Genomic DNA, 25499 nt, shown 5'->3' with positions numbered 1-25499 from the left:
GCAGATCAATTCGATCGTCGAGGAATTTTTCGCAATCTCTATCGAGCGCCACATCAGCCACCCGGCTGTCGCGATGATCATGGACGCGGCGCGTAGCGAACTGTTCAACGTTTAGCGGGGCCGTTTCTGTGTAGGATGACCTCGCGATGCCGGCAACACCCTGGTTTGAGCGCGGTTGCGGCCCCTTACGTAGCAGGAACGCGGCGATCACCTCGAAGGTCTCGATGCGAACGCACGCGTGTTCAATTCGATGATGACAATAGCTACTATCGCTATTCCATTAGAGCGATGAACAGATTGCTAATGTCCGCGAGAAGCACGCATGCGTTTTATATCGAGTCGACGTCCATACGCGATCTATCCAAAGTTTGCGGCCGACGGCTCGCCTGATCAAACGGCCGGGCAGATGAAGGCTATGGCCGTTTCCGATGTGAAGGGTACGCCTCTCGCGATTGATACCCCGCATCTTGCGATGCTTCGTTACGTTGTCAGAGTCGCTCTTTATTCAGACTCCTAGACGCGCCCGGTGACACGGGCGGTTCCCTCAAGTTGAAGCGGGAACAGCTCCTGCAAGCAACTTCGTGTCGCAGTCACCACCTTCCATCCGCTGGCGGCTAGCTAGCCTCATCTGTTGCGCGTTGCGCCGGAATTTCTTTTCGGGAGCACGCCCCATCTCAAGAATCGGTTACGTGAGTAACCCGGGCACCCCACGGGCATGTTCACTTCAAACCGCCCATACTTCGTGTCCCGCGCTTTCCATGGTGATGTTGTCGGAACGCCTTTGCGGATCACTGACTTCAGCTGCGCCCCCTCGGGTATCACCCCGTCCTTCAGATAGCGCCACAACGCAATTGCGAGACGCCGCGCCACCGCGACGATGGCGATACGTCGGGCGCGGCGATTCGGTGGGACGCCCTGCGTTCGCTGGAAGAACCACCGTGTCAGCACACTGTCGGGCTGGTACCGCAGCCAGGAGGACCACTCCATCTCGATGAGCAGGGCACGCACCCGTCGATTGCCCTGCTTGCTGATGCCCTGATCTGTGCGGCTCCCGCCACTGTCGTATGGCTGTGGTACGAGGCCAAAGCACGCACCGACTTCACGCCGGTTGTGGAATGCCCGCCAGAACAGTTAGAGCGCAGGATGCATGCAGGTCAGTCAAAGTCGAACATATCGAACAGTGACTTCTTCTTGCGGCGCGGATCGTAATGCTTGCGCTGATCGCCGTGATAAGAATCCTTGCGCCGTCCCCACTGCTGGTCATGGTGGCCGTCGCGGTCGCCGTAGCGCGCGTCGCGCTCGACCTGATTGCTTCTGTTGTCCGGTTCGGGCGTGTCCTGCATCTGGGTCAGCAGCTTGTCCAGCTCGCCGCGATCGAGCCATACGCCACGGCATGTCGGGCAATAGTCGATCTCGATGTTCTGACGCTCGGTCATCAGCAGATCGGGGGTCTTGCAAACGGGGCACTTCATTGCGTTGCTCCTTTCTTAACGTTCAACCTTTGTGCTGCCGGTCGGGGCGGCGTTCAACCGCCCCGATACTTCTGTCAGTCCGCTTCAGTCCGCTTCGTTCAGTTCGAGAAAGCCGAACCCCTGGTCTGCGTCTTTTCAGACCTTGCTTCGGAGCCGGCTTCACGCTCCGCTTCCAAAACTGCCGCCTCGTGCTCGCGCTTGTCCTTTCTGCGCCGCGCCATCATGTTCATGCCTTCGACGAAGACTGCGAACGCCATGGCCGTGTAGATGTAGCCCTTCGGCACGTGCGAACCAAAACCTTCGGCAATCAGCGTCATCGCGATCACCAGCAGGAAGCTCAGCGCAAGCGTGACGATGGTCGGATTGCGCTCGATGAACTTCGACAGCGGGCGAGCCGCGAACAACATCGCCGTGACAGCAGCGATCACTGCAATGAACATGATGGGCAGGTGATCCGTCATGCCGACCGCGGTGAGGATGCTGTCGACGGAAAACACGAGGTCGAGCAGCAGGATCTGGCCGATGGCAGCCGTCACCGTCAGGCCGCCGACGCCCATCGCAGGAGTCGTGTGCGCCTCGGCGTCACGGCTCACGTGATGGTGCATTTCACGCGTGGCCTTCCACACAAGGAACAGACCGCCCACGAGCAGGATCAGGTCGCGCCACGAAAACGCGTGATCGAACACGGAAAACACAGGCTCGGTGAGACGCGCGATCCACGCGACGGTGCCCAGCAGGCCGAGCCGCATCAGCATCGCCAGCATGATGCCGATACGCTGCGTGCGCGCGCGTTTCGCTTCGGGGAGCTTGTTGCTCAGAATCGAAATGAAGATCAGGTTGTCGATGCCAAGCACGATCTCCATCACGACGAGCGTCACGAGTGCAGCCCATGCAGCGGGATCGGCGGCCAGGGTCAGTAAGGATTCCATTTGCGAGCGTCGTTCTCCGGTTGAGAAGAAAACGGCTGATTACTGGGTCACAGCCTGTGGAAAGCATGATCGCCTGGCGCCGTATTCGAAAAAACCAGTGATAAGCTGACGGTTGGTTCGGTTTTTTCGAAGTGAGGCCACACATGCTCAACTACCGGCACTTGCACTATTTCTGGGTCGTCGTGAAGGAAGGCGGGTTTGCGCGCGCCGCCGAACGGCTCGACATGGCGGTGCAAACCATCAGCGCGCAGGTGCGCGAACTGGAAAAATCGCTCGGACATCAACTGCTGAAGCCCGCCGGACGCGGCGTCGCGATGACGGAAGCGGGACAGGCGGCGTATGCGCGAGCGGAGGAAATCTTCCAGATCGGGCGCGCGTTGCACGACGAAGTGCGCGAAGCGGCCAGCGGGACCGTCGCGCGCTTCGCGGTCGGCTTGACGGATGGCATTTCGAAGCTGGCCGTCCATGCCATTCTTGCGGGCGTGCTGGACACGCCTTCGCTACGGCTGCTCTGCCACGAAGGCGAAGCGGAAGACCTGCTGGCGGAACTGGCGCATCACCATCTGGATCTCGTGCTGTCCAGCCAGCCCGCGCCGCACAACTCGAATCTGCGTCTATCCAGCGAGCGCCTGATCGCTTCGCCGATCGACTGGTACGGGCCGGCCGCCGTGGTGCGAAAAACGCATGTCGATCATTTTCCGCAATGCCTCGCGTCGCTGCCGGTGCTGCTGCCGACGGGGCACTCGTCGCTGCGTTCGCGCCTCGACCGCTGGTTCGAAGCGGAAGGCATCCGGCCACGCGTCGCGGGCGAGTTCGAGGACAGCGCGTTGATGGCGCTGTTCGCGTCGCGCGGCATGGGCGTGTTTCCGCTCGCGGCGTTCGGCGCCGAGCGCAACGATCCCGTGCATCGCGGCTTGCGCTGGCTCGGCCGCTCGCCGGAAGTGAAGGAGGAAATACACGCAATCGTGTCGCGGCGCGGGCGGCATCATCCTTTGACGCAAAAGGTGCTGAGTGCGGCGCATGCGTGAGCGCGTTCGTGATCACGAAAAAGAAGGTTCGGTTTTTCCGAAGCTGCATTTCCGTTATTTCTGCTTTTTCCTCGACGCCTCCTCACCGTACTCTTGAGCCGTACCCACGAAGGAGGTGTCTCATGCAAGTCCTGTTCAAGTCCCGCGACCGTGAAGCCGTCCGTCTGCGCAGCTTCGCGCGCCAACGCATCCGGTTCGTGTTTCGCCGCATGGACTGGCTGATTTCGAAGGCGACCGTCAGCATGTCGGACATCAACGGCCCGCGCGGCGGACTCGACAAACGCTGCCAGGTGCAGGTGCAGACGCCCGATGCGACGCCTGTCGTCGTGACGTCGATCGCAAGAGACTGGCGCGGCGCACTCGATCTCGCGCTGGCCCGCGCGGCGCGTTCGATCATCCGCAGGCAGCAGGCGCGCATTGCGACTCGGGGTCCCCGTGATTTTGATGCCGCTTACGGGCGATGAACAAGGTACGCGCGAATTCCTATGAAGACAGATAGCAAACGTCTTGTGCTGAAATAGAACATTACATAAACCTTTCGGTTATCCGGTGTCAAAGGAGAGCTGAGGGTTCTATGTCACCGCAGTCATTCAGCCAGTTTCCACAGGAGACTTGTGAATGAAAAGAATTTTGCTGTTCCTCGCCACCAACCTCGCGGTGGTGCTGGTGCTTTCGTTAGTAATGAACGTGTTGGGCGTCGGCCGCTTCCTGACCGGGAGCGGGCTCGACTTCAATGCGCTGTTCGTGTTCTCGCTGGTGATCGGCTTCGCCGGTTCCATCATTTCGCTGCTTATCTCCAAACCGATGGCGAAATGGGCGACCGGGGCGCGTGTCATCGATTCGCCGCGCGATTCGACTGAGCAATGGCTGATCGACACTGTGCGGGAGCTCGCGCAGCGTGCTCGCATTCGTATGCCGGAAGTCGCAATTTTTGAAGGCGCGCCGAATGCGTTCGCCACAGGGGCTTTCAAGAATTCAGCCCTGGTGGCTGTCTCCACCGGATTGCTGCAATCGATGAACACGGAGGAAGTGGAGGCTGTCCTTGCCCATGAGATTTCGCACGTGAGCAACGGCGACATGGTCACCTTGACGCTCATTCAGGGCGTGGTGAATACCTTCGTGATTTTCTTGGCCCGTGTGGTCGGGTACTTCGTGGACAAGACCTTGTTTCGTACCGAACGCGGTGTCGGTCCCGGGTTCTACATTACCGTTATTGTTTGCGAGATTATTTTCGGCATTCTCGCTTCGGTGATCGTCGCGTACTTCTCGCGCCGGCGCGAGTTCCGCGCTGATGCGGGCTCTGCGCAACTGCTGGCTTCTCCGCAACCGATGATCAATGCGCTGGCCCGCCTGGGTGGACTTGCACCCGGCGAACTTCCGCAATCCTTCAAGGCATCCGGCATTACCGACAAGCCAAGGTGGCTCGGGCTCTTCTCCACGCACCCACCGATCGACAGGCGCATTGCTGTGCTGCAAAGCAGCGGGTAGTCAGTAAAGCAGGGCTGCGCGCGGCATTCCAACATGGGACGTCGACGTTTAGACAAGGGGTGCTCAGGCGCGGGCCGGTATGGGGCTTCCTGTAACGACCAGGTGCCACGGCGCGCGGAAGCACCGGCGCGCCCGCAAATTCTCAGCGTATCTAAAGGGAAGGCGTTCATGGACGAGAGCTATCAGATGTCCCTGGTCAAGCGCATCATCCTTGCATCTCTTCTTGGCGGGCTCGTAGTGCTGAGCTACGTAGTGCTGCACCTGTTCCTGGTGCCAGTGGCCTGGGCCACCATCTTTGCCTACGTGACCTGGCCCGCTTATCGCCGCTTGCGCTCGCTTATGCGCGGGAACGCCACCGGCAGCGCGATGCTGATGACGATCATTCTCTCGGTGGCGTTCATTCTGCCGTCAATCTGGCTGATCGTGCTGCTGCGTGACGAACTGACCGCGGCCTACCAGACCGTCGCCAGCTACCTCGCCAATGGGCCGCACAAACTGCCGGAGTTGATTGCGCGCGTCCCGTGGCTCGGGCTGTGGCTGCAGGATCTACTGAATCAGGTATCGGCCGATCCGATGGCTTTGCGCGCGCAAATCGCTGAGTGGGGCAGGCAGTGGACCGGGGAGGTCGGCCAGTTAGTCGGCGGCGTGGGTCGCAATGCGACGAAATTGGGCTTTGCCTTGCTGACGCTGTTTTTTATATACCGGGACGGCGAAAGCGCGTTGGATCAAGTGCGCCGCATACTACGGCGTTTTCTGGGCGATCGCCTGGACGCCTATCTCGCTTCTATCGGCGGAACGACCAAGGCGGTCGTCTACGGGCTCGTGCTGACGGCAGTGGCGCAGGGCGCGCTTGCCGGCTTGGGTTACTGGGTGGCCGGGATGCAGGCGCCGGTGTTGCTGGCTGCGTTTACGGTGCTGATCGCGTTGATACCCTTTGGCACGCCGTTCGTATGGGGATCGATCGGTGTATGGCTCCTCGTCACAGGAAAAACGATAGCCGGGGTCGGTCTTTTACTCTGGGGCGCACTGGTCGTTAGCTGGGTGGACAACCTGATTCGTCCGCTCGTGATCAGCAGCGCTACCCGGATACCGTTTCTTCTGGTCGTGTTCGGTGTGCTGGGCGGGCTTGCGGCCTTCGGCCTGGTAGGACTGTTTGTAGGTCCCGTCATCCTGGCGGTCCTGATGGCAGTGTGGCGTGGGTGGCTGGAGGAACAGGCAACCGTGGGCACTGGAGCACAAGGCTAGCCCAACGCACTGCTGAAGTAATCAACTGCTTGCTGCAGTCACTCACGGCTTGGGCAACGCGGCTAGGGTAACGCTCGCGTAACGACGAGTGCTCCGAATGGCAGTAATTTCCCGATTAAGACTGCTTGTTATACGAATACGGAGATCGGACGGGACGCCCGCCGTTAAGGCGCCACCAGCAGTTGGTCGGGAGCCTGAGTTCGCTCATGCGATTGGAGTGCTCGTTGCCCCCATCGTCGGCAATGCATCAATTTGCTGACGTAGCAGTCAGCGTGCCCCAATGTCGGCTATGGCCGAACTGCGGCCGGCCGGCTGCCGTGACCCCGATTGGACGCGGCGAATCCTATACGCCGGCGACGGCGTCGGTCTTTACACGCTGAGCGCAAGCGGGTTGCGCTTGAGCCAGCTATTCAAATTGTCGTCGGCCTGCCTGATATTGGGGCGGATCGCGTTGCTACAACATTTATGAACCGGGCACCGAGCGTCAACGGATGGTTTTGCCCAGAAAGCAGAAAGCCCTCATGTCAGAGGGCTTTCATTTTTACTACCGTTTCCAAACTTTATTGCGGCACCTGGTTCGGATTTTCCAATCTTTATTGCACTTTCCAAACTATATTGTCACGCTACAGCAATCTCAAGCGAAGTTTTTCGCTGCGAAGTCCCAGTTGACGATGTTCCAGTACGCCTCGACGAACTTCGGACGCGCATTGCGATAGTCGATGTAGTAAGCGTGCTCCCACACGTCGATCGTCAGCAGAGCCTTCGCGTCGGTGGTGAGCGGCGTGGCGGCGTTGCTCGTCGACACGAGGTCGAGCGAACCATCAGCCTTCTTCACGAGCCATGCCCAGCCCGAGCCGAACGTGCCGACCGCGGTCTTCGCAAACTCTTCCTTGAACTTGTCGAACGAACCCCACTTCGCGTTGATGGCGTCAGCCAGCGCGCCGGTCGGTGCGCCGCCACCTTGCGGCGACAGGCTGTTCCAGAAGAACGTGTGATTCCACACCTGAGCCGAATTGTTGAAGATACCGCCCGACGACTTCTTGACGATCTCTTCCAGCGACAGGTTCTCGAACTCGGTGCCCTTGATCAGATTGTTCAGGTTGGTCACATAGGTCTGGTGATGCTTGCCATAGTGAAACTCGAGCGTCTCTTCCGACATGTGCGGAGCGAGCGCGTTTTTCGCAAACGGCAGCGGCGGGAGCGTATGTTCCATGGTGCTTTCCTTCTCTGTATCTGTTGTGGGGAGTCTGCGGATGACGCTATCGAGCACTCGATTGTAGGCGAGTTGGAATAACCCCGCAAACCAACGGCCTTTATGTCCGGCATGTCGAACACGCCGTGCGCAAGGCCCATGAGAAGGGCGCGCATGGCGCGTGCCCGGCTCGTCGGAAGACAGTCGGAAGACAGTAAACAGGGCGTCACGCGCCCACCGGCGAAACGTCAGAAACCGTCGGTCAGACGCGCCTGCACGTCGGCGAGCGCGACATCGGCCGAGCCTTCGGCGAGATGCATCGTCAGACGACGTCCAGGTTTCAGCGACGATGGCGTGCGAATCGCCCGACCGCTTTGCGCATCGAGCACGGCCGCATAACCGCGCTCGAGCGTGCGCTGTGGACTCAGCACTTCGAGTCGCGCGCTGAGCATGTCGATGCGCGCGACCTGTCGTTCATGCCGGCGCGATAGCGCCGCATTCAGACGCTGCGCCAACACGTTGACGCGCGTGCGCTCGGCCGCGAGATCCGGACGCCAGCGTTGCCAGCGCATCTGCAGCAACGAAAATCGCGCACGAGCGTCGCGCACCGGCCGGGCGCCCGCCGACGCGAGCCGAACGCGCAACTGCTGCAGATGCGTGCGCTGCCGAGCGAGCCGCTCGGCGGGCGACACGAGCCGGCGCGCCAGCCAGTCGAGCTGCTGCGCGCGCCGCTCCATCATGCGGCCGAACGCGCGCGCGAGCGTCGCGTGCCGATGATCAAGTTCGCGCAGCAGCATGACGCGCTGCGGACTGACGAGTTCGGCGGCACCGGTCGGCGTCGGTGCACGTACGTCGGCGGCGAAATCGGCAATCGTGAAATCGGTCTCGTGACCGACGCCGCTCACCACGGGTATGACGCTTTCCGCAATCGCGCGCGCGAGCACTTCTTCGTTGAACGCCCACAGATCTTCGATCGAGCCGCCGCCGCGACACACGATCAGCACGTCGACCTCGCGGCGCGCGCCAGCCGCCTCGATCATCGCCGCGAGCTTCGCGCTGACGCCCGCGCCCTGCACCGGCGCCGGATAAACGATCACCGGAATATGCGGCGCGCGACGCGACAGCGTCGTCAGCACATCGCGCAATGCGGCCGCCTGCAACGACGTGACGATACCGATCGCGCGCGGATGCGTCGGCAGCGCGCGCTTGCGCTCGGCGGCGAACAGCCCCTCGGCCTCGAGTTGTGCCTTCAACCGCAGAAACGCTTCGTACAGACGCCCCTGGCCGGTGCGGCGCACCGCTTCGACATTTAGCTGCAGTTCGCCGCGCGGCTCGTACATCGTGACGAGGGCGCGCACTTCGATGCGATCGCCTTCGCGCGGCATGAATTCGGCGTACTGAGCTCGACCGCGGAACATCACGCAGCGCATCTGCGCCTGCGCGTCCTTGATCGAGAAGTACCAATGGCCGCTCGCGGCGCGCGTGAAGTTCGACACTTCACCCGCGACCCAAACGAGTGGAAACGAGCGTTCGAGCATCGTGCCGATCGCGCGATTGAGCGCGGAGACGGGAACGACGACCTCACCGCCAGGTGCGGCCGCAGAAGCAAAAGGATTTTCGGGGTTCATGCAAGGAATAAATAGCGCTGGCCGGACAGACGATAGACCGAGCGAAGAGCGGCGTCCAGCCGGAATCGCAGGATTGTTAAAAGTGTCCACATGGCGGGAACCGCCTGACGAATTCCGCCAGAACGCCCGCCAACGTCAATAAATTCCTGGCAGAGCCTTGATTTATATGGCGTTTGCATCTCGATAGCGAGCGAGTACTACGATCCAAAGCGCACGGAATGGCCCTTCGGGACGATCGGACGGCAGGTTCTCCACAAAGTTATCCACAGACTGTGGGCAACCGCACATAGCGTGGAGCGGCGTGCGTTGGACCTTACGCGACTTGCCGGGCGGGACGCCCGCGCGCTACAGTGCCGGGTTCGACGACATGTCGATCGCGCAGCGCGGCGGAGAGCTTGCCCGGCCCGAGGCCACTGGGCGCGGGCCCTTTCGCCGCGCCGCTCGCACCTCATTTTTCGACCCGTATTCGCATTCGATTGCCCGGAGAACCGCGTTGATGTTGACCCCGCGTAGTGCGCACGGCGCGCAGTCCGTGCTCGCAACCCGCCCATGAGCGAACTCAGCGACCGTCTCGGAGCGCGCCTCTCGCGCGAATGGCAGCAACGTGGACCGCTCGCCTGGGCGCTGACGCCGCTCGCCTGCGTGTTCGGCGCAGTCGCGGCCGCGCGCCGCGCCGCGTTTTCGCTTAGCTGGCTCAAATCGGTGCGCGTCGGCGTGCCGGTGGTGGTGGTCGGCAACGTGACGGTCGGGGGCACCGGCAAGACGCCGACCGTCATCGCGCTCGTCGAAGCGTTGCGCGCCGCGGGCTTAACGCCCGGCATCGTGTCGCGCGGCTACGGCGCGCGCGTGAGCACGCCGACCCGGGTCACGCCCGGTTCGTCGGCACGGGTCGGCGGAGACGAGCCGTTGCTGATCGCGCGCCGCACCGGCGCACCCGTGTGGGTCTGTCCGGACCGCGTCGCCGCCGCGCAGGCGTTGTGCGCCGCGCATCGCGACGTCGACGTGATCGTCAGCGACGACGGCTTGCAGCACTATCGCCTCGCGCGCGATGTCGAACTCGTCGTGTTCGATCACCGGCTCGGCGGCAACGGTTTCCTGCTACCGGCCGGGCCGCTGCGCGAGCCGCTGTCGCGCCGCCGTGACGCGACGCTGATCAACGATCCGTATGCGCGCACGCTGCCCGCGTGGCCGAACACGTTCGCACTGCAGCTCGCCCCTGCCGACGCGTGGCATCTCGACAATCCCGCACTGCGCCGCCCGCTTGCGCAATTCGCCGGTCAACGCGTGCTGGCCGCGGCCGGCATCGGCGCGCCGGAACGCTTTTTCGCGACAGTGCGCGCGGCCGGCCTCGCGCCCACGACGCGCGCGCTGCCCGACCACTACGCGTTCGAGCGCAATCCGTTCACCGACGTCGACGCCGACGCGATCCTGATTACGGAAAAGGATGCGGTAAAATTGGGGGCCTGGCACGACGCGCGCATCTGGGTAGTCCCGGTCGAAGCCGCGCTTGATCACCGCCTCACTGCATTAGTTGTGGAGAAAGTCCGTGGACGCTCGCCTGCTTGAAATCCTCGTCTGCCCGATCTGCAAGGGCCCGCTCAGCTACGACCGCGCCGCGCAGGAACTGATCTGCAACGCGGACAAGCTCGCCTATCCGATCCGCGACGGCATTCCCGTGATGCTCGTCGACGAAGCGAGGCAGACCGTCGAAGGCACGCCGGTCGATCTGAATCCCGGCTCGGTCGCCTGACCCGCAGCGCCACTGCAGCGCGAGGCGCCGCGACGTCTCGCTCGCGCGCGGGTCAAGGCAGACTTCATCGATGCCACCGCCCCCTCCCCGCATGCGCTCCCATATCGATCCACAGCCGTTTTCGCCGCTCCGGCTCATCTCCGACTCTGCGTGAGCGTCGCGCGCGCAGCCTCTTCCTCCGGCCTGATCGCCGCCCGTTCCTGATCCGATGATCCACACCACCCCTCATCCGTTTATCGCCGTCGTGCCGGCCCGCCTCGCGTCGACGCGTCTGCCCAACAAGCCGCTCGCGGACATCGGCGGCAAACCGATGGTCGTGCGCGTCGCGCAGCGCGCGCGCGAATCGGGCGCGCAACAGGTGCTGGTCGCGTCGGACGCGCAGGAAGTGCTCGACGCGGCGCGAGACCACGGCTTCGACGCGGTACTCACGCGCGCCGACCATCCGTCGGGCACCGACCGTCTCGCGGAAGTGGCGACGCGTTTCGGCTGGAGCGACGACACGATCGTCGTCAACGTGCAGGGCGACGAGCCGCTGATCGACCCGGCGCTCGTGCGCGGCGTCGCCGCGCATCTGGCAACGACGAGCGACTGCGCGATCGCGACGGCCGCGCATCCGATCACCGATCCCGCCGAAATTTTCAATCCGAACGTCGTCAAGGTCGTGCCCGATGCGCGCGGCGTCGCGCTGTATTTCTCGCGCGCGCCAATCCCGTGGGCGCGCGACGCATGGCAACCGCACTGGCCCAACGTCGCGTCGATGCCGACGCCGGCCGCGCCCGCCGTCGTATACCGGCACATCGGCCTGTACGCGTATCGCGCGAAATTTCTGCGCACGTACCCGAGCCTCGCGATCTCGCCGATCGAGCAGGTCGAAGCGCTCGAACAACTGCGCGCGATGTGGCATGGCGAGCGCATCGCGGTCCTCGTCACGCAAGACGTACCGTTGGCGGGGGTCGATACCCCCGCCGATCTCGCGCGCGTACGGGCCTTATTCGGGTCTTGAGCGCGGGAAGCCGTGGCATAATCGAACGGTTATGCGCGCCTCCCAGCGCAGGCGACACTCGGGTTATCCCGGTCGCGCCGTGCGGATCTTGCAGCGCCGTCGTATTCGACGTGCAGCGCGAGGTAGCCAACGGTAGCCGATGCGCAACCTGCGAGAATCGCCGGGAAGCATGCCGCGTCAACAAAGAATTCACATAGATCTGGAGATATCCATGCGTTTGATCCTGTTGGGTGCACCGGGTGCCGGCAAAGGCACTCAGGCCAACTTCATCAAGGAAAAGTTCGGCATCCCGCAAATTTCGACCGGCGACATGCTGCGCGCGGCCGTCAAGGCCGGCACGCCGCTCGGCCTCGAAGCAAAGCGCTTCATGGACGCCGGCGAACTCGTCACGGATGAGCTGATCATCAACCTCGTGAAGGAACGTCTGCAGCAGCCGGACTGCGCGAACGGCTATCTGTTCGACGGCTTCCCGCGCACGATTCCGCAAGCCGAAGCAATGAAGCAGGCCGGTGTCGCGATCGACTACGTGCTCGAAATCGACGTGCCGTTCGACGAGATCATCGTGCGCATGAGCGGCCGTCGCTCGCACCCCGCGTCGGGCCGCACCTATCACGTGACGTTCAATCCGCCGAAGGTCGAGGGCATCGACGACGTGACCGGCGAGCCGCTGATCCAGCGCGACGACGACAAGGAAGAAACGGTCAAGAAGCGTCTGGAAGTGTACGAATCGCAAACCAAGCCGCTGATCGAGTACTACAACGGCTGGGCGAAGAACGGCGATACGTCGAGCTCGGTGAAGGCGCCCCAATATCGCCGCATTTCGGGCCTCGGCAGCGTCGATGAAATTCGCGCCCGCGCGTTCGACGCGCTGAAGTAAGCCGGCTTGGTCCAAACATTACCGCTGTTTTCGTTGACCAAAACCCGCCCACGTTGGGCGGGTTTTTTATTTGGCTTGGTGCGCAAACCAAAAGCGGCAAGCGGTGGGGAACGCCCAGCGGAACCAGTTAGGTTTCCATAGCGCTTGCATGCCGCCGCCCGCTTCGCTTTCCGCAGCGCAGCACAGCCGCTACAATCGATCGTCGTCGAAAAATGCTTCGCTCGAGGCCGCACTGAACAACCGTAGTAAAGGAGAAGACATGGAAATTCGTGACAACGTGTTCCTGATCACCGGCGGCGCATCAGGGCTCGGCGCTGCCACCGCGCGCCTGCTCGCCGAGAACGGCGGCAAAGTCGTCCTCGCCGACCTGAATCTGGACGCGGGCGAGGCGCTCACAAAGGAACTCGGCGGCGCTTTCGTCAAATGCGACGTGAGCCGGGAAGAGGACGCGCAACAGGCCGTCGAAGCCGCGACGAAGCTCGGTACGCTGCGCGGTCTCGTCAACTGCGCGGGCGTCGCGCCGGCCGCGAAGACCGTCGGCAAGGATGGCCCCCATTCGCTCGATCTGTTCACGCGCACGATCTCGATCAATCTGATCGGCACGTTCAACATGATCCGGCTCGCCGCGGTGCAAATGTCGAAGAACGAGCCGAACGCCAACGGCGAGCGCGGCGTGATCATCAACACCGCATCGGTCGCCGCGTTCGACGGCCAGATCGGCCAGGCGGCCTACTCCGCCTCGAAGGCTGGCGTGGTCGGTATGACGCTGCCGATCGCGCGAGACCTGTCGCGCAACGCGATCCGCGTGATGACGATCGCCCCCGGCCTCTTCGAAACGCCGATGCTGCTCGGCATGCCGCAGGAAGTGCAGGACGCGCTCGGTGCGATGGTGCCGTTCCCGCCGCGCCTCGGCAAACCGGCCGAATACGCGATGCTCGCCAAGCAGATCTTCGACAATCCGATGCTGAACGGCGAGGTGATCCGGCTGGACGGCGCGATCCGCATGCAGCCGAAGTGAGGATCGCTTAGCGATCGACCTGGTCGCCGATGCTAGGCCAAGGCCTGCATACGGCGATAAAAAACGCCTGTGCATGTGCGACATGTGCAGGCGTTTGTGTTTTATGCAGCGTGAAAACGCGCGTCGCTATTCGCCGCCATCATGCCGCGTGCGCTGCCGCAATTCATGCAACTGCGACTCGACCACGGTGGCATCTTCCGCATCGGGGCGATCGCCGAGATAGCTTTCGAGGTCCTCGAGCGCGGGCCGCAGATAATCGAGCCGCGCATACGCGAAACCGCGATCCCGCACTTCCTCGATATTGTCCGGCAGCAGAATGACGAGCCGTTGCTGCACCGCGAGCAGACGTTGCCAACGCTCGGTCTGCAGATAGATCGCCTTCAGGTTGCGCAACATCCGCGCGACGATCTCGCGATGCGTGGCCGGTTGCAGCAGCATGCGTAGCGCGCGCCCGACCGAATCGCCAGCCGACGCGACGTACGGCTCGAGCATCTCGACCATCTGCGCTTCGGACAGCGAATGACCGGTGGTCGGATCGAGCATCACGTCGCCGTCGGGCATCGTCACGCGCAGCAGGAAGTGGCCTGGAAACGACACCCCACGCACCGGAACGCCGAATTGCCCGGCCATCTCCAGATAGAGCACCGCGAGCGAAATCGGAATGCCGCGGCGACGTTTGAGTACGACGTTCAGATGGCTGTTGTCGGGGTCGTAGTAATCGTTCAGGTTGCTCGCGAAACCGAGTTCGCGGAAAAAGAAACGGTTGAGGATGCCAACCTTCTGACGGATGTCGGCATCGTCGGGCATGCGGCGCCGCAGCCGCAGCACCAGCTCGTCGATCTCGGCGAGCACCGACTGCAGATCGAGGTCGGGATAGGCATCCTGCGCGATCGAGAGCGCCGTCTCGGTCAGCGGCAGGCTCTCGTCTTCGGCGACGAGCGTACTGAAATAATCGAGAACCCGCGACATGGTGATCACTTCACTCGCCTTCTGAAATACGCGTACTTGAAGCCCATCAGCCAAAGCATACCGAAATACAGCGCGGCGAACAGCACGAGACACGCACCGAGCAACACCATGCGGCTGACCGGCTGGGTATGCATGCCGATCCAGTCGAAGCTGATCGCGAGCCAGCGCATCACGCCGGCGAGCACGAGGCACGCCCCGAGCAACTGCACGAAAAACTTGAGCCAGCCGCTCGACGGCATATAAATGCCACGTTTGCGCAGACCAATGAATAGCAGCAACGCATTGACGCAAGCGCCGAGCCCGACGCTCAGCGTGAGACCCGCATGCGCGAACACCGGCACGAACACGTAGTTGCTCAACTGCGTGACGACCAGCACGCCGATGCCGATCTTCACTGGCGTCTTGATGTCCTGCTTCGCGTAAAAGCCCGGCGCGAGGATCTTGATCAGGATCAGGCCGATCAGGCCGACTCCGTAGGCGGCGAGCGCGCGGCTCACCATCACGACCGCATTGCCGTCGAACTTGCCGTAGTTGAACAGCACCGCTGTCAGCGGCTGGGCGAAAAAGAACAGCGCGATCGCGCTCGGCGCGGCGAGCAGGAACGTGACGCGCAGTCCCCAGTCGAGCAGCGACGAATACTCATGCGAGTCGGCATCGACGTGCGCCTTCGACAGGCTCGGCAGCAGGATCGTGCCCAGCGCGACGCCGAGCAGCGCGGTCGGAAACTCCATCAGCCGGTCGGCGTAGTTGATCCACGACACCGCGCCGGGGCCGATGTGCGACGCGATGTTGGTGTTGATGATCAGGCTGATCTGCGCGACCGACACCGCGAACATCGCCGGCACCATCTTCGCGAGCACCCGCTTTACGCCGCGATGCGCGAGCGCGCGCAGCGGGTTCAGGCCGATGAGCGGCACCATGTCGATCTTCTTGAGGCCCGGTAGCTGCACGACGAATTGCAGCACGCCGCCGACGATCACTGCCCAGGCGAGCGCATAGACCGGCGTTTGCAGGCGCGGCGCGAGGAATACGGCGGAGACGATGAACGCGACGTTCAACAGCACGGGCGCGAACGCGGGCAACGAAAAGTTCTTGTACGTATTCAGCACGCCCGACGCCAGCGACGTCAGCGAGATGAAAATGATGTATGGGAACATGATGCGCGTCATCGCGACCGCAAGCTGGTACGCGTGGCCCTCGTGCGCGAGGCCCGACGCGACGACGAACACGACGCCCGACGCGCCGACCACGCCGATCACTGACAGCACGGCGAGCGCCCACGCGAGCACGGTCGAGGTCGCGTCGACGAGCGCCTTGGTGGCGTCGTGGCCTTGCTGGTTCTTGAACTCCGCGAGGATCGGCACGAAGGCCTGCGAGAACGCTCCTTCGGCGGAAATGCGACGCAGCAGGTTCGGAATGCGAAAGGCGACGTAGAAAGCGTCGGTGTATTGACTGGCGCCGAACGCACGGGCGATCAACGTTTCACGGGCCAGTCCGGTCACGCGCGAAAGCAGCGTGAAGCCGCTGACCGTCAGCAGGGCTCGTAATAGATTCATGGGGCGCTTATTATACGGGTCCCGCCAATGCGGGCGACGAGCCAGAACGCGATTCGGACCGATTTGCCACGCGGACGTTCGCCGCGATCGGCTGGAAAGCGCGATTTTTTGTGTTTTCTGCGGTCTTCCCGGCAGCGCCCCCGCCTTCCATCGGCGCCCTCGCAGGAGGGCCAGCACATACGCGCCGACATGACGCCGCTCCGGTCATTGTGGCGCCGGCGCGTGTTTTCCGTTGTCACGTGCCTGATTTTGTTGCTATAATCGTCGGTTTCGAAGCTTGCTCAGTTTTCGAATGGTCTTCGGACGCGGTTCTCAGGTTGGCGCAGCGCCGCCTGTCAATACATCCGGATGCCTTGAAACACGAGCCCGCCTTCGCGTAGTTCGATCGATTTTTTCGACACTTTTGCGCCCTTGGGCAATCGCTTCCAAGGGTTCGGATCGAGAAGCAGCACCTCGCCTCATCATTGAAGGCCGGGTACTGGAAACAGGAACAGGATAAGGAACCGTCATGGCTAACTCCGCACAAGCACGCAAGCGCGCCCGCCAGGCCGCGAAGGCAAACTCGCACAACTCGGCACTGCGCTCGAAGTTCCGCACGGCTATCAAGGCTGTCCGCAAGGCAATCGACGCAGGCGATCACGCTAAGGCCGCCGAAATCTTCAAGGCATCGTCGAAGACCATCGACATCATCGCCGACAAGAACATCGTTCACAAGAACAAGGCAGCTCGCAACAAGAGCCGCCTCGCTGCAGCCGTCAAGGGTCTGCAAGCGCCCGCAGCGCAGTAATTCCGGTCGGCCCGCTTCGGCGGGCTACCTCCTGTTTCCGCTGCACAAGAAGCCCGCTTTGGCGGGCTTTTTTGTTTCGGTTGAATTGCCAGCCACAAAAAAACCCGCTGCTTGCGGGTTTTTGCTTTTGCCGATCCGGTCGACTTACATCAGATGACGTGCCGTTTGGCTTGCGGCGCAGACGCATGCTCGAGTTCCAGCTCACACGCCTCGGTGACCAGCAGGTCGTTGTCTTTCGCGAAGTTCATAACGAAATCGAAGGCCATTGGTTCGATGTCGCGCAGCCGCGAATCGAGAATCACGCATTTGAGGTCGCCGATCATGGTCGGCCGCACGTACAGCGAGTACTGCATATAGGCGTTCGGCCCCTTCCTCACGCCGGGCCCGAACGACGACATGACGCCCGCGAGCCGCTCCGACCAGTCGCTCGGCCGAAATTTTTTTCCGGTCGACGTAATGCCCTGAATGAAATATTCGATTGGAGCTGCTTCGGCCATGTAGAAATACCTGTGTGACTGCCCAGCGGAATGACGACCAACCGGCGACGCCAGTTGTACGCTCGAACTCACCGCAGGCGGCATGTACGGCAAGCGCTTGCAGCCACCTGCGACGTGCGTGGGATCTGGCGCTAACGCAACAATGACGAACCGCACCACGAGAACCGCTGCGGCGAACCGGCTGAACCGCTCTGGCGTCTGTCATGACGGCCACGCCGTGACAGGCTTTCCGCGCCGCGCGAGCCGCGTTTCTTCATGCGAAACGCCGGCCTGCTGGGCTTTGGGATAACCCGCAGATTATAGCGCAGCGGGCCCTTTTCCGCAGCGCACACAAGCGCCTTCCGATGACCCCGCGAAGCGCGATATGACGCTTTCGAATCGCTTTCGGCGCCCTCCCGCCGACTCGTCAAACGAGGCGAAATCCTTTATGCTGCATGGAGTTACCACCATACCGACGGCGGCGCAGTCCGGCAACCCTGCCGGGTGAGACCGCCGTATTTGTTTCATGACCGCCAAGAAAATTCGCCACTACCTGCAGTTCAAGGACTTCTCGCTGGAAGACTACGAGTACGTGCTGGAGCGCGCGCGCATCCTGAAACGCAAATTCAAGAACTACGAGACCTATCACCCGCTGCATGACCGCACGCTGGCGATGATCTTCGAAAAGAATTCGACACGCACGCGCCTGTCGTTCGAAGCCGGCATCTTCCAGCTGGGCGGCCACGCCGTGTTCATGAGCACGCGCGACACGCAGCTCGGCCGCGGCGAGCCGATCGAAGACGCCGCGCAGGTCATCTCGCGCATGGTCGACATCATCATGATCCGCACGTTCGGCCAGGACATCATCCAGCGCTTCGCCGAGAATTCGCGCGTGCCGGTGATCAACGGGCTCACGAACGAATACCACCCGTGTCAGGTGCTCGCAGACATCTTCACGTACTTCGAGCATCGCGGTCCAATTCGCGACAAGACGGTCGCGTGGGTCGGCGACGCGAATAACATGCTGTACACGTGGATCGAAGCCGCGCAGATTCTCGGGTTCAGGCTGCGCCTGTCCACGCCGCCCGGCTACAAGCTCGACCGCGCGCTCGTCGCGGCGCAAAGCGCGTCGTTCTACGAGGAATTCGACGACCCGAACGAAGCCTGCACCGGCGCCGATCTCGTCACCACCGACGTGTGGACCAGCATGGGCTTCGAGGCCGAGAACGAAGCGCGCAAGAAGGCCTTCGCAGACTGGTGCGTCGACGCCGACATGATGGCGCGCGCGAATCCCGACGCGCTCTTCATGCACTGCCTGCCCGCGCATCGCGGCGAAGAAGTCAGCGCGGAAGTGATCGACGGACCGCAGAGCGTCGTGTGGGATGAGGCGGAAAACCGTCTGCACGTGCAGAAGGCGTTGATGGAATACCTGCTGCTCGGCAAGCTCAATCACTGAGCGAGCCGCTGGTCCATACACGCGCCGGAACCGCGGGCACAAAAAAGGCGCCGGGAGGAAACTCCCGGCGCCTTTTGCATTCGTCGGCGGCGACGCTCCGCGGGGCAACTCAGCGCGAAAAGAGAGAACTGCCGCTCACAGGCAAACTGGCTCCGCCTCCAGTTCCACGCCGAATCGCTCGAACACGTCGTGCTGGATCGCCCGTGCCAGCGCCAACACTTCCGTGCCGCTCGCGCCACCGCGATTCACCAGCACCAGCGCCTGTCGCTCATGCACGGCCGCCGCGCCCATCGCGCGGCCCTTCCAGCCGCATCGGTCGATCAGCCAGCCGGCCGCCAGCTTCACCCGCCCATCCGCTTGCACATACGACACGACTTCCGGCTCGCGACGCTTCAGCGCCTCGAACTGGGCGGCATCGATTACCGGATTCTTGAAGAAGCTCCCCGCGTTGCCCAGTTCGAGCGGATCGGGCAGCTTCGCACGCCGCACGGCGACGACCGCATCGAAAATGGCTTGCGCGGTCGGCTGCGTGGCCGCACCCTCGGCTTGGCCAGCGCTCGCCGCATGACCGCGCGCCGCCAGCTCGCGCGCGAGATCCGCGTAGCCCGCGCGCGGCTGCCACGCCTTCGGCAAACGGAACGTCACCGACGCAATCACGAAGCGCTCGCGCCCTTCCCGCTTGAAAAGGCTGTCGCGATAGCCGAACCGGCACGCATCGCCATCGAGTTCGACGGCCTCGCCGGTCACGAGCTCGATCGCCCGCAGCGACGCGAAGCGTTCGCACATTTCGAGCCCGTACGCGCCGATGTTCTGGATTGGCGCCGCGCCGACCGTGCCAGGTATCAGCGCGAGATTCTCGAGGCCGGGCATGCCCTGCGCCAACGTCCACGCGACGAACTCGTGCCACGGCTCGCCGCCAGCCGCCTCGACATACCACGCATCCTGATCCTCGCGCACCACGCGGCGCCCGCGCAGCGCCACCAGCAGCACGAGCCCGGCGAAGTCGCCGGTCAGCATGACGTTGCTGCCACCGCCCAGCACGAGGCGCGGCAGGCCCTCGACGCGCGGATCGCGCACCGCAGCGAGCAACTGTTCCTCACGCTCGATCAGGCACGCGAACTGCGCGCGCACGTCGAAGCCGAACGTGTTGTGGACCTTCAGCGGATAGCCGGCCATGAGGGACGCGACAGCGGGAGCGGCAAGAGCGGATTGGGACATCGGAATGGCAACAGGGCAACGACGGGAAGCAACAGGAAACGACAAAAACCACCAATGACGCGCCTGACGACACGAGCGGCGCCGCCCGACGCGGGATCGCCCGCCGTCGCGACGCCGCGCGGCGGCCTTGGGCAAAAGAGAGCGGCGTCGGTAAAATGACGTCCGGTCCGTGATTATAGCGAGTGCCTCGCGCTCAGCCGACCGGCTGTGTCGCGCACTGCCGCACTATTGGGAGAAAGCAATGCCATCGTTTGACGTCGTCTGCGAAGCGAACATGATCGAAGTCAAGAACGCGATCGAGCAGTCCAACAAGGAAATTTCGACGCGTTTCGACTTCAAGGGGTCCGACGCGCGCGTCGAACACAAGGAAAACGAAATCACCGCGTACGCCGACGACGACTTCAAGCTCGGCCAGGTGAAGGACGTGCTGCTGTCGAAAATGGCCAAGCGCAACGTCGACGTGCGCTTCCTCGACTACGGCAAGATCGAGAAGATCGGCGGCGACAAGGTCAAGCAGGTCATCAAGATCAAGAAGGGCGTCTCGGGCGATCTGTCGAAGAAAATCGTGCGTCTGGTGAAGGACAGCAAGATCAAGGTGCAGGCGAGCATTCAGGGCGATGCGGTGCGCATCACCGGTGCGAAGCGCGATGATCTGCAAAGCGTGATCGCGCTGTTGCGCAAGGACGTGACCGACACGCCGCTCGACTTCAACAACTTCCGCGACTAAGCGGCACGGCGCGCCTGGCTTGCAACGAGCCTCCCGCGGACCCGGAAGCGCTTCGCATCGGGCCATCGGGCCGGGCGAAGCGCTCAGCCCACTTCAAAGATCGTTGCCCGCCGCCGGACCGGCTGCCTTCTTTTTGTCGCCGATACGGCTCTCCTGCCCGCGCATCAGCTTCGCAATATTGCCGCGATGCCGCCACACGAGCAGCAGGCTCATCACCAGAACCGCGAGCGCGACGATGCGCGGCCCGAACAGAAACACGTAGAACAGCGGCGCGAACAGCGCCGAGCACAGCGCCGCGAGCGACGAGTAGCGCGTAAAGAACGCGACGATCAGCCAGGTTAGCAAGGTCGCGACGCCGAGCGTCGGGTTGATCGCGAGCAGCACGCCCGCGGCGGTCGCGACGCCTTTGCCGCCCTTGAAGCGGAAGAAAATCGGATACAGGTGACCGAGAAACACCGCAAGCGACGCAATCGCGATCGCGCGCTCGTCGAGCCCGTAACGCGCGCCGAAGTGCACGACCAGCCATACCGGCAGCCAGCCCTTGAAGGCGTCGCCGATCAGCGTCAGAATCGCGGCCTTCTTGCTGCCGCTGCGCAGCACGTTGGTGGCGCCCGGGTTGCCCGAGCCGTACGAGCGCGGGTCGTCGAGACCCATCGCGGCGCTCACGATCACGGCAAACGACAACGAACCGATCAGATAGGCAACGACAGCGACGATCAGGTTTTGCATCTGGGACTCTTATAAGGATCGCGGTCTGACATTCGATACCCCAACCGCAACAGGGCATGCCCGTCGAATCAGGGCGGCGCACATTTTACCGAACGCGTGCGCGCGAAAAACATTCAGGCAAACGTCAACCCGCTCATCGGCGTCAGTCCACGCTCGCGCATTGCACCGGCTTTGCCGCGAGCAGATCGGTGAGCACCTTCGGCTCGATGCTGACGAGAAAGCCGCGCCGCCCGCCGTTCAACCAGATTTTGTCCATCTCGAGAATGGTCGACTCGACATACACCGGCATCTGCTTGCGCGTGCCGAACGGCGACGTGCCGCCGATCAGATAACCCGAATGCCGGTTCGCGACCTCGGGCTTGCACGGCTCGACGCGCTTCGCGCCGATCTGCCGCGCGAGGTTCTTGGTGCTGACGGTGCGATCGCCGTGCATCAGCACGATCAACGGCTTCGCGTGCTCGTCTTCCATCACCAGCGTCTTCACGACGTGATGCTCGTCGACGCCGAGCTGGCACGACGATTCCGCGGTGCCGCCATGCTCGACGTAGTCGTAAGGATGCTCGCCGAACGTGACGCCGTGACGGCGCAGCAGCTGCGTGGCGGGTGTTTCCGACACATGTCTGGATTTGCTCATCGGCGCATTGTAATGGCGAGTTTGCACAACGGCTATTTGCCGGATGGCCAATTGTGCGGGTTCGACACTTGTGGCACGATCGTTCGAAAATATGCCGGCGCGGTGCGAGATACTGCGCGCAGGGCCACGAATTGGTAAAGAGGAGACAGTGTTGAAGCAGGCTTCATCCATCCGTTCCACGATCGATATCCCCGCGCTGCTCGCCGCCCTGCCCGCGCGCATCGGCGACATTCCGGCGCTCGCCGCCGCACGCGATCCGCGGCATGTCGCGTTGATCGAAGATGCGCGCCGCCTGACCAACGCGCAACTGCGCGAGGCCGTCGATGCGGCCGCCGCGCTACTGCGCGACTGGGGCGTGCGCGGCGGCGATCGCGTGATGATCGTCGCGGAGAACAGCATCGCGCAAATCGTCCTGCTGTTCGCGACCGCGAAGCTCGATGCGTGGGCGCTCGTGTCGAACGCCCGACTGTCGGCCGCCGAACTCGATTCGATCCGCGCGCATGCGCAACCGCGCGTCGTCGCGTATGCGCTCGAAAGCTCGCCCGACGCACGCCAGCATGCTGAGCGGCATCGAGCGACGCACGCACCCACGCTGTCGCCGGACATCGGCGCATGGTCGTATGCGGTGGACAGCAGCGTGCAAGCCGAAGCCGTCGAAGCCGCCAGCGACCGCCAATGCGCGGCGCTGATCTACACGACCGGCACCACCGGCACGCCGAAAGGCGTGATGCTGTCGCATCGCAATCTGCTGTACATCGCGGCCGTGTCGAGCCGGCTGCGCCAGGTCGGGCCCGACGACGTCGTCTATGCGGTGCTGCCGATCTCGCATGTGTACGGCTTTGCGTCGATGTGCCTCGGTAGCCTGCATGCGGGCGCGACGTTGCGGCTCGCGCCGCGCTTCGTGCCGGAAGCGGTGCGCCTCGCCCTCGCCGCCGAGCACGTCTCGATCTTCCAGGGCGTGCCGGCGATGCACGCGAAGCTGCTCGAACATCTGCACACGCACGGCCACGCATGGTCCGCGCCGCGACTGCGCTTCGCGTACTCGGGCGGCTCGCCGCTCGACGCCGCGCTGAAGGCGCAGGTCGAATCCGTGTACGGTCTGCCGCTGCACAACGGCTACGGCATGACCGAAAGCAGCCCGACCGTGTCGCAGACGATGGTCGACGCGCCGCGCGCCGATTGCTCGGTCGGCGAAGTCATTCCAGGCGTCGAAGTGAAGTTCGTCGGGCTCGACGGCGTCGAAGCCGCGCCGGGCGAGATCGGCGAGCTATGGGTGCGCGGGCCGAACGTGATGCTCGGCTATTACCGCAACCCCGAGCAGACCCGCGCGACCGTCACCGAGGATGGCTGGCTGAAGACCGGCGACCTCGCGCGGCAGGCCGCGGACGGCGCGTTGCATATCGTCGGGCGCAGCAAGGAGCTGATCATCCGCTCGGGCTTCAACGTGTATCCGGCCGAGGTCGAGCACGTGCTGAACGCGCATCCGCAGGTCGTGCAGTCGGCGGTGATCGGACGCGCGGTCGAGGGCAACGAGGAGGTGATCGCGTTCGTCGAGCTGGTTTCCGGCGCGACGGTCACGCCCGCCGAGTTGATCGCGTGGTGCGGCGAGCGGCTCGCGCCGTATAAGCGGCCAGCCGAGCTGAAGGTGCTCGCGGCGCTGCCGGCCGCATCGACCGGCAAGATCCTCAAGCACCGGTTACGCGAGTTCGTGTGAAGCGCGCGGGCACCCGCGCGCTTCACGTAGTGCTCACCCGCGCGGATGATGCTGCGCATGCAGCGATTTCAGCCGCTCTCGCGCGACGTGCGTGTAGATCTGCGTCGTCGAAATATCGGTGTGACCGAGCAGCAATTGCACGACGCGCAGATCCGCGCCGTGATTGAGCAGATGGGTCGCGAACGCGTGCCGCAGCGTGTGCGGCGACAACGGCGCATGGACGCCCGCGGCCTGCGCGTGTCGCTTGATGATGTTCCAGAACTGCTGGCGCGTCATGCCTTCCGCGCGTGTCGTCACGAATAGCGCATCGGCCGCGCGCGGGCCGAGGAGCGCCGGGCGCGCCTCGCGCAGATAGCGCTCGATCCACGCGTGCGCCTCTTCGCCGAACGGAACCAGCCGCTCCTTCGAGCCCTTGCCAGTGACGCGCACGACGCCTTCGTTGAGTCCCACCTCGACGGTTTTCAGCGTGACCAGTTCGGTCACGCGCAATCCGCTCGCATACATCAACTCGAGCATCGTGCGATCGCGCAAGCCGAGCGGCGTGTCGATGTCGGGTGCGCCGAGCAACGCTTCGACCTGGACCTCGCTCAACGTCGACGGAAATCGCGGCGGCTGCTTCGCCGAGCGGATGCGCAAGGTCGGATCGGCGGCCGCGCGATGCTCGCGCACCGCCCACGCGTAATAGCGGCGAAACACCGACAGCCGGCGGTTCGCCGAAGTCGCCTTGTCCTTTTGCCGCGCCGCGCTGTAGGCGCTCAGGTCGGCTTCGCTCGCGGTGTCGAGCGAAGCATTGCGCGCGTGCGCGAGCCATTCGCAGAAGAGCCGCAAGTCGCGGCGATACGCGTCGAGCGTGTTGCGCGACAGGCCATGCTCGAGCCACAGCGCGTCGCAGAAGGCGTCGATCGATGCGGAGCTGGTCAGCAGCAGCGGTGATGCGGCGGCCGTGTCTTCGACGTGTACAGCGGTATCGGTGGTGGTGCTCGTGCTCATACGTACGGCACACCTTCATGCGCGAGCAACCAGCGCTTCACGTTGCGGAAGAAGCCGTCGCCGCCATCATGCGCGAAGCCGCCGATGCCGCTCGAACTCACCACGCGGTGACACGGAATCACGATCGGAAAGAAATTGGCGCCGCACGCCTGGCCGACCGCGCGCGGCACGCTGCCGAGCTGCTTGGCGAGTTGTCCGTAAGTCAGCACGACGCCGGGCGGGATGTCGCTGATCGCCTGCCACACGCGCCGCTGGAACGCGGTGCCGCACTCGGCGAGCGGCAGCTCGAACTTCGCTGACGCGTGCTCGAAATAACGCTCGATCTGTTCGGCCACCTCGCGTGCGAGCGGCGTGTCGGGCGCGACGTTGGGCGTCGAGTCGGGCAGATAGACGATCTCGCGCACGGCTTCGCCTTCGAGCCGGATGCCGATCTTGCCGAACGGCGCATCGATCACTGCGTTGAACATGATTGCCTGCTCCTCTAGGGTGAATGGCACTTACTTAAGCCCGTGGAGCGTGCCCATATTTTTGGACGCGCTCACGTGCGATGTGACGAGGCTCTTTCAGCCATGGGTAGGACTTCGGTCTTCGTTTGCGCATTCGTGGTTCGATG

25 protein-coding genes and 2 pseudogenes are annotated in these 25499 nt (G+C 63.3%); 14 read left to right on the top strand and 13 right to left on the bottom strand.

All coding sequences use genetic code 11. From position 1 onward, the window contains the following. Positions 1–115, top strand: a pseudogene (locus tag F6X37_RS37330) (LysR family transcriptional regulator); the annotation flags it as partial. 680 nt (positions 116–795) lie between these two features. Here F6X37_RS37330 and F6X37_RS32820 read toward each other — a convergent pair. The 3 genes and pseudogenes from F6X37_RS32820 to F6X37_RS32810 form a co-directional block, all read right to left on the bottom strand. Continuing rightward, positions 796–1131 (bottom strand): annotated as a pseudogene (locus F6X37_RS32820) (transposase); the annotation flags it as partial. A 23-nt stretch (positions 1132–1154) separates the two neighbouring features. Continuing rightward, the gene (locus tag F6X37_RS32815) at positions 1155–1472 is read right to left on the bottom strand and encodes a zf-TFIIB domain-containing protein (RefSeq protein ID WP_187614163.1); all 318 of its coding nucleotides are present in this window, start codon (positions 1470–1472) and stop codon (positions 1155–1157) included. 98 nt (positions 1473–1570) lie between these two features. Then, positions 1571–2401 carry a TerC family protein gene (locus F6X37_RS32810; RefSeq protein WP_187614162.1) on the bottom strand — a complete coding sequence of 277 codons (831 nt, stop codon included), beginning with the start codon at positions 2399–2401 and terminating at the stop codon, positions 1571–1573. 143 nt (positions 2402–2544) lie between these two features. Here F6X37_RS32810 and F6X37_RS32805 point away from each other — a divergent pair, with 143 nt between their 5' ends. The 4 genes from F6X37_RS32805 to F6X37_RS32790 all read left to right on the top strand — a co-directional run bounded on the left by F6X37_RS32805 (position 2545) and on the right by F6X37_RS32790 (position 6162). Then, the gene (locus F6X37_RS32805) at positions 2545–3429 is read left to right on the top strand and encodes a LysR family transcriptional regulator (RefSeq protein ID WP_187614161.1); all 885 of its coding nucleotides are present in this window, start codon (positions 2545–2547) and stop codon (positions 3427–3429) included. A gap of 122 nt (positions 3430–3551) precedes the next feature. Further along, complete coding sequence (locus F6X37_RS32800) at positions 3552–3893, top strand: HPF/RaiA family ribosome-associated protein (protein WP_187614160.1); 342 nt, start codon at positions 3552–3554, stop codon at positions 3891–3893. Positions 3894–4047: 154 nt separating this feature from the next. Next, positions 4048–4917 (top strand): protease HtpX, encoded by an 870-nt coding sequence (htpX, locus tag F6X37_RS32795; protein ID WP_187614159.1) that lies wholly within the window; start codon positions 4048–4050, stop codon positions 4915–4917. A gap of 168 nt (positions 4918–5085) precedes the next feature. After that, positions 5086–6162, top strand: a complete 1077-nt coding sequence (locus tag F6X37_RS32790) for an AI-2E family transporter (RefSeq protein WP_187614158.1) — start codon at positions 5086–5088, stop codon at positions 6160–6162. A 634-nt stretch (positions 6163–6796) separates the two neighbouring features. Here F6X37_RS32790 and sodB read toward each other — a convergent pair. Together sodB and xseA are read right to left on the bottom strand one after the other, a co-directional pair. Then, entirely contained in the window at positions 6797–7375 is a 579-nt protein-coding gene (gene sodB, locus F6X37_RS32785; protein WP_013090345.1) for a superoxide dismutase [Fe], read from the bottom strand. 227 nt (positions 7376–7602) lie between these two features. Then, positions 7603–8982 (bottom strand): exodeoxyribonuclease VII large subunit, encoded by a 1380-nt coding sequence (gene xseA, locus F6X37_RS32780; RefSeq protein WP_187614157.1) that lies wholly within the window; start codon positions 8980–8982, stop codon positions 7603–7605. Between the two features lie 549 nt (positions 8983–9531). Between xseA and lpxK the strand changes: the two genes are divergently transcribed. The 5 genes from lpxK (at position 9532) to F6X37_RS32755 (ending at position 13630) form a co-directional block, all read left to right on the top strand. Then, positions 9532–10548 carry a tetraacyldisaccharide 4'-kinase gene (gene lpxK, locus F6X37_RS32775; RefSeq protein ID WP_187614156.1) on the top strand — a complete coding sequence of 339 codons (1017 nt, stop codon included), beginning with the start codon at positions 9532–9534 and terminating at the stop codon, positions 10546–10548. Then, positions 10529–10732: a Trm112 family protein gene (locus F6X37_RS32770; RefSeq protein WP_007180583.1), complete on the top strand. Its 204-nt coding sequence runs from the start codon at positions 10529–10531 to the stop codon at positions 10730–10732. The genes lpxK and F6X37_RS32770 overlap by 20 nt, the downstream gene beginning before the upstream one ends. 208 nt (positions 10733–10940) lie before the next feature. Further along, positions 10941–11735 carry a 3-deoxy-manno-octulosonate cytidylyltransferase gene (kdsB, locus tag F6X37_RS32765; RefSeq protein WP_090801617.1) on the top strand — a complete coding sequence of 265 codons (795 nt, stop codon included), beginning with the start codon at positions 10941–10943 and terminating at the stop codon, positions 11733–11735. Between the two features lie 211 nt (positions 11736–11946). Then, entirely contained in the window at positions 11947–12612 is a 666-nt protein-coding gene (gene adk, locus F6X37_RS32760; RefSeq protein WP_090801619.1) for an adenylate kinase, read from the top strand. Positions 12613–12871: 259 nt separating this feature from the next. Then, positions 12872–13630, top strand: coding sequence for a 3-hydroxyacyl-CoA dehydrogenase (locus tag F6X37_RS32755; RefSeq protein WP_187614155.1), 759 nt, complete (start codon positions 12872–12874; stop codon positions 13628–13630). A 126-nt stretch (positions 13631–13756) separates the two neighbouring features. Here F6X37_RS32755 and F6X37_RS32750 read toward each other — a convergent pair whose 3' ends face one another. Further along, positions 13757–14599, bottom strand: coding sequence for a SirB1 family protein (locus F6X37_RS32750; protein ID WP_187614164.1), 843 nt, complete (start codon positions 14597–14599; stop codon positions 13757–13759). A 5-nt stretch (positions 14600–14604) separates the two neighbouring features. Beyond that, positions 14605–16155 carry a murein biosynthesis integral membrane protein MurJ gene (gene murJ / locus F6X37_RS32745; RefSeq protein ID WP_184023068.1) on the bottom strand — a complete coding sequence of 517 codons (1551 nt, stop codon included), beginning with the start codon at positions 16153–16155 and terminating at the stop codon, positions 14605–14607. A gap of 508 nt (positions 16156–16663) precedes the next feature. Between murJ and rpsT the strand changes: the two genes are divergently transcribed. Then, positions 16664–16942, top strand: a complete 279-nt coding sequence (gene rpsT, locus F6X37_RS32740; RefSeq protein ID WP_027198671.1) for a 30S ribosomal protein S20 — start codon at positions 16664–16666, stop codon at positions 16940–16942. Between the two features lie 149 nt (positions 16943–17091). Here rpsT and F6X37_RS32735 read toward each other — a convergent pair whose 3' ends face one another. Further along, positions 17092–17439 (bottom strand): DUF3579 domain-containing protein, encoded by a 348-nt coding sequence (locus tag F6X37_RS32735; RefSeq protein ID WP_187614154.1) that lies wholly within the window; start codon positions 17437–17439, stop codon positions 17092–17094. Positions 17440–17944: 505 nt separating this feature from the next. Here F6X37_RS32735 and argF point away from each other — a divergent pair. Then, the gene (argF, locus tag F6X37_RS32730; protein WP_090801624.1) at positions 17945–18874 is read left to right on the top strand and encodes an ornithine carbamoyltransferase; all 930 of its coding nucleotides are present in this window, start codon (positions 17945–17947) and stop codon (positions 18872–18874) included. Positions 18875–19009: 135 nt separating this feature from the next. Here the strand turns inward: argF and murB are convergent, their stop codons facing one another. After that, positions 19010–20050, bottom strand: a complete 1041-nt coding sequence (gene murB, locus F6X37_RS32725) for a UDP-N-acetylmuramate dehydrogenase (protein WP_187614153.1) — start codon at positions 20048–20050, stop codon at positions 19010–19012. A 283-nt stretch (positions 20051–20333) separates the two neighbouring features. Between murB and F6X37_RS32720 the strand changes: the two genes are divergently transcribed. After that, positions 20334–20819, top strand: coding sequence for a YajQ family cyclic di-GMP-binding protein (locus F6X37_RS32720; protein ID WP_187614152.1), 486 nt, complete (start codon positions 20334–20336; stop codon positions 20817–20819). Positions 20820–20912: 93 nt separating this feature from the next. Here the strand turns inward: F6X37_RS32720 and plsY are convergent, their stop codons facing one another. Further along, the gene (gene plsY / locus F6X37_RS32715; RefSeq protein ID WP_184023064.1) at positions 20913–21548 is read right to left on the bottom strand and encodes a glycerol-3-phosphate 1-O-acyltransferase PlsY; all 636 of its coding nucleotides are present in this window, start codon (positions 21546–21548) and stop codon (positions 20913–20915) included. Between the two features lie 142 nt (positions 21549–21690). Beyond that, positions 21691–22182 (bottom strand): Cys-tRNA(Pro) deacylase, encoded by a 492-nt coding sequence (gene ybaK, locus F6X37_RS32710; RefSeq protein WP_090801630.1) that lies wholly within the window; start codon positions 22180–22182, stop codon positions 21691–21693. Between the two features lie 151 nt (positions 22183–22333). On the opposite strand from ybaK, the gene F6X37_RS32705 reads away from it, so the two are divergent. Continuing rightward, on the top strand, positions 22334–23896 hold the full coding sequence (locus F6X37_RS32705; RefSeq protein ID WP_187614151.1) for a class I adenylate-forming enzyme family protein: 1563 nt from the start codon (positions 22334–22336) through the stop codon (positions 23894–23896). Positions 23897–23929: 33 nt separating this feature from the next. On the opposite strand, the gene xerD is transcribed toward F6X37_RS32705, so the two are convergent. After that, positions 23930–24886 (bottom strand): site-specific tyrosine recombinase XerD, encoded by a 957-nt coding sequence (gene xerD, locus F6X37_RS32700; protein ID WP_187614150.1) that lies wholly within the window; start codon positions 24884–24886, stop codon positions 23930–23932. Further along, positions 24883–25353: a methylated-DNA--[protein]-cysteine S-methyltransferase gene (locus F6X37_RS32695; RefSeq protein ID WP_090801634.1), complete on the bottom strand. Its 471-nt coding sequence runs from the start codon at positions 25351–25353 to the stop codon at positions 24883–24885. Before F6X37_RS32695 ends, xerD begins: the two co-directional genes overlap by 4 nt. Between the last annotated feature and the right edge of the window lie 146 nt (positions 25354–25499).

This window comes from Paraburkholderia sp. 31.1, from assembly GCF_014397645.1.
GTDB classification, from domain to species: domain Bacteria; phylum Pseudomonadota; class Gammaproteobacteria; order Burkholderiales; family Burkholderiaceae; genus Paraburkholderia; species Paraburkholderia tuberum.
This window is presented reverse-complemented; position numbering and strand designations above follow the sequence as displayed.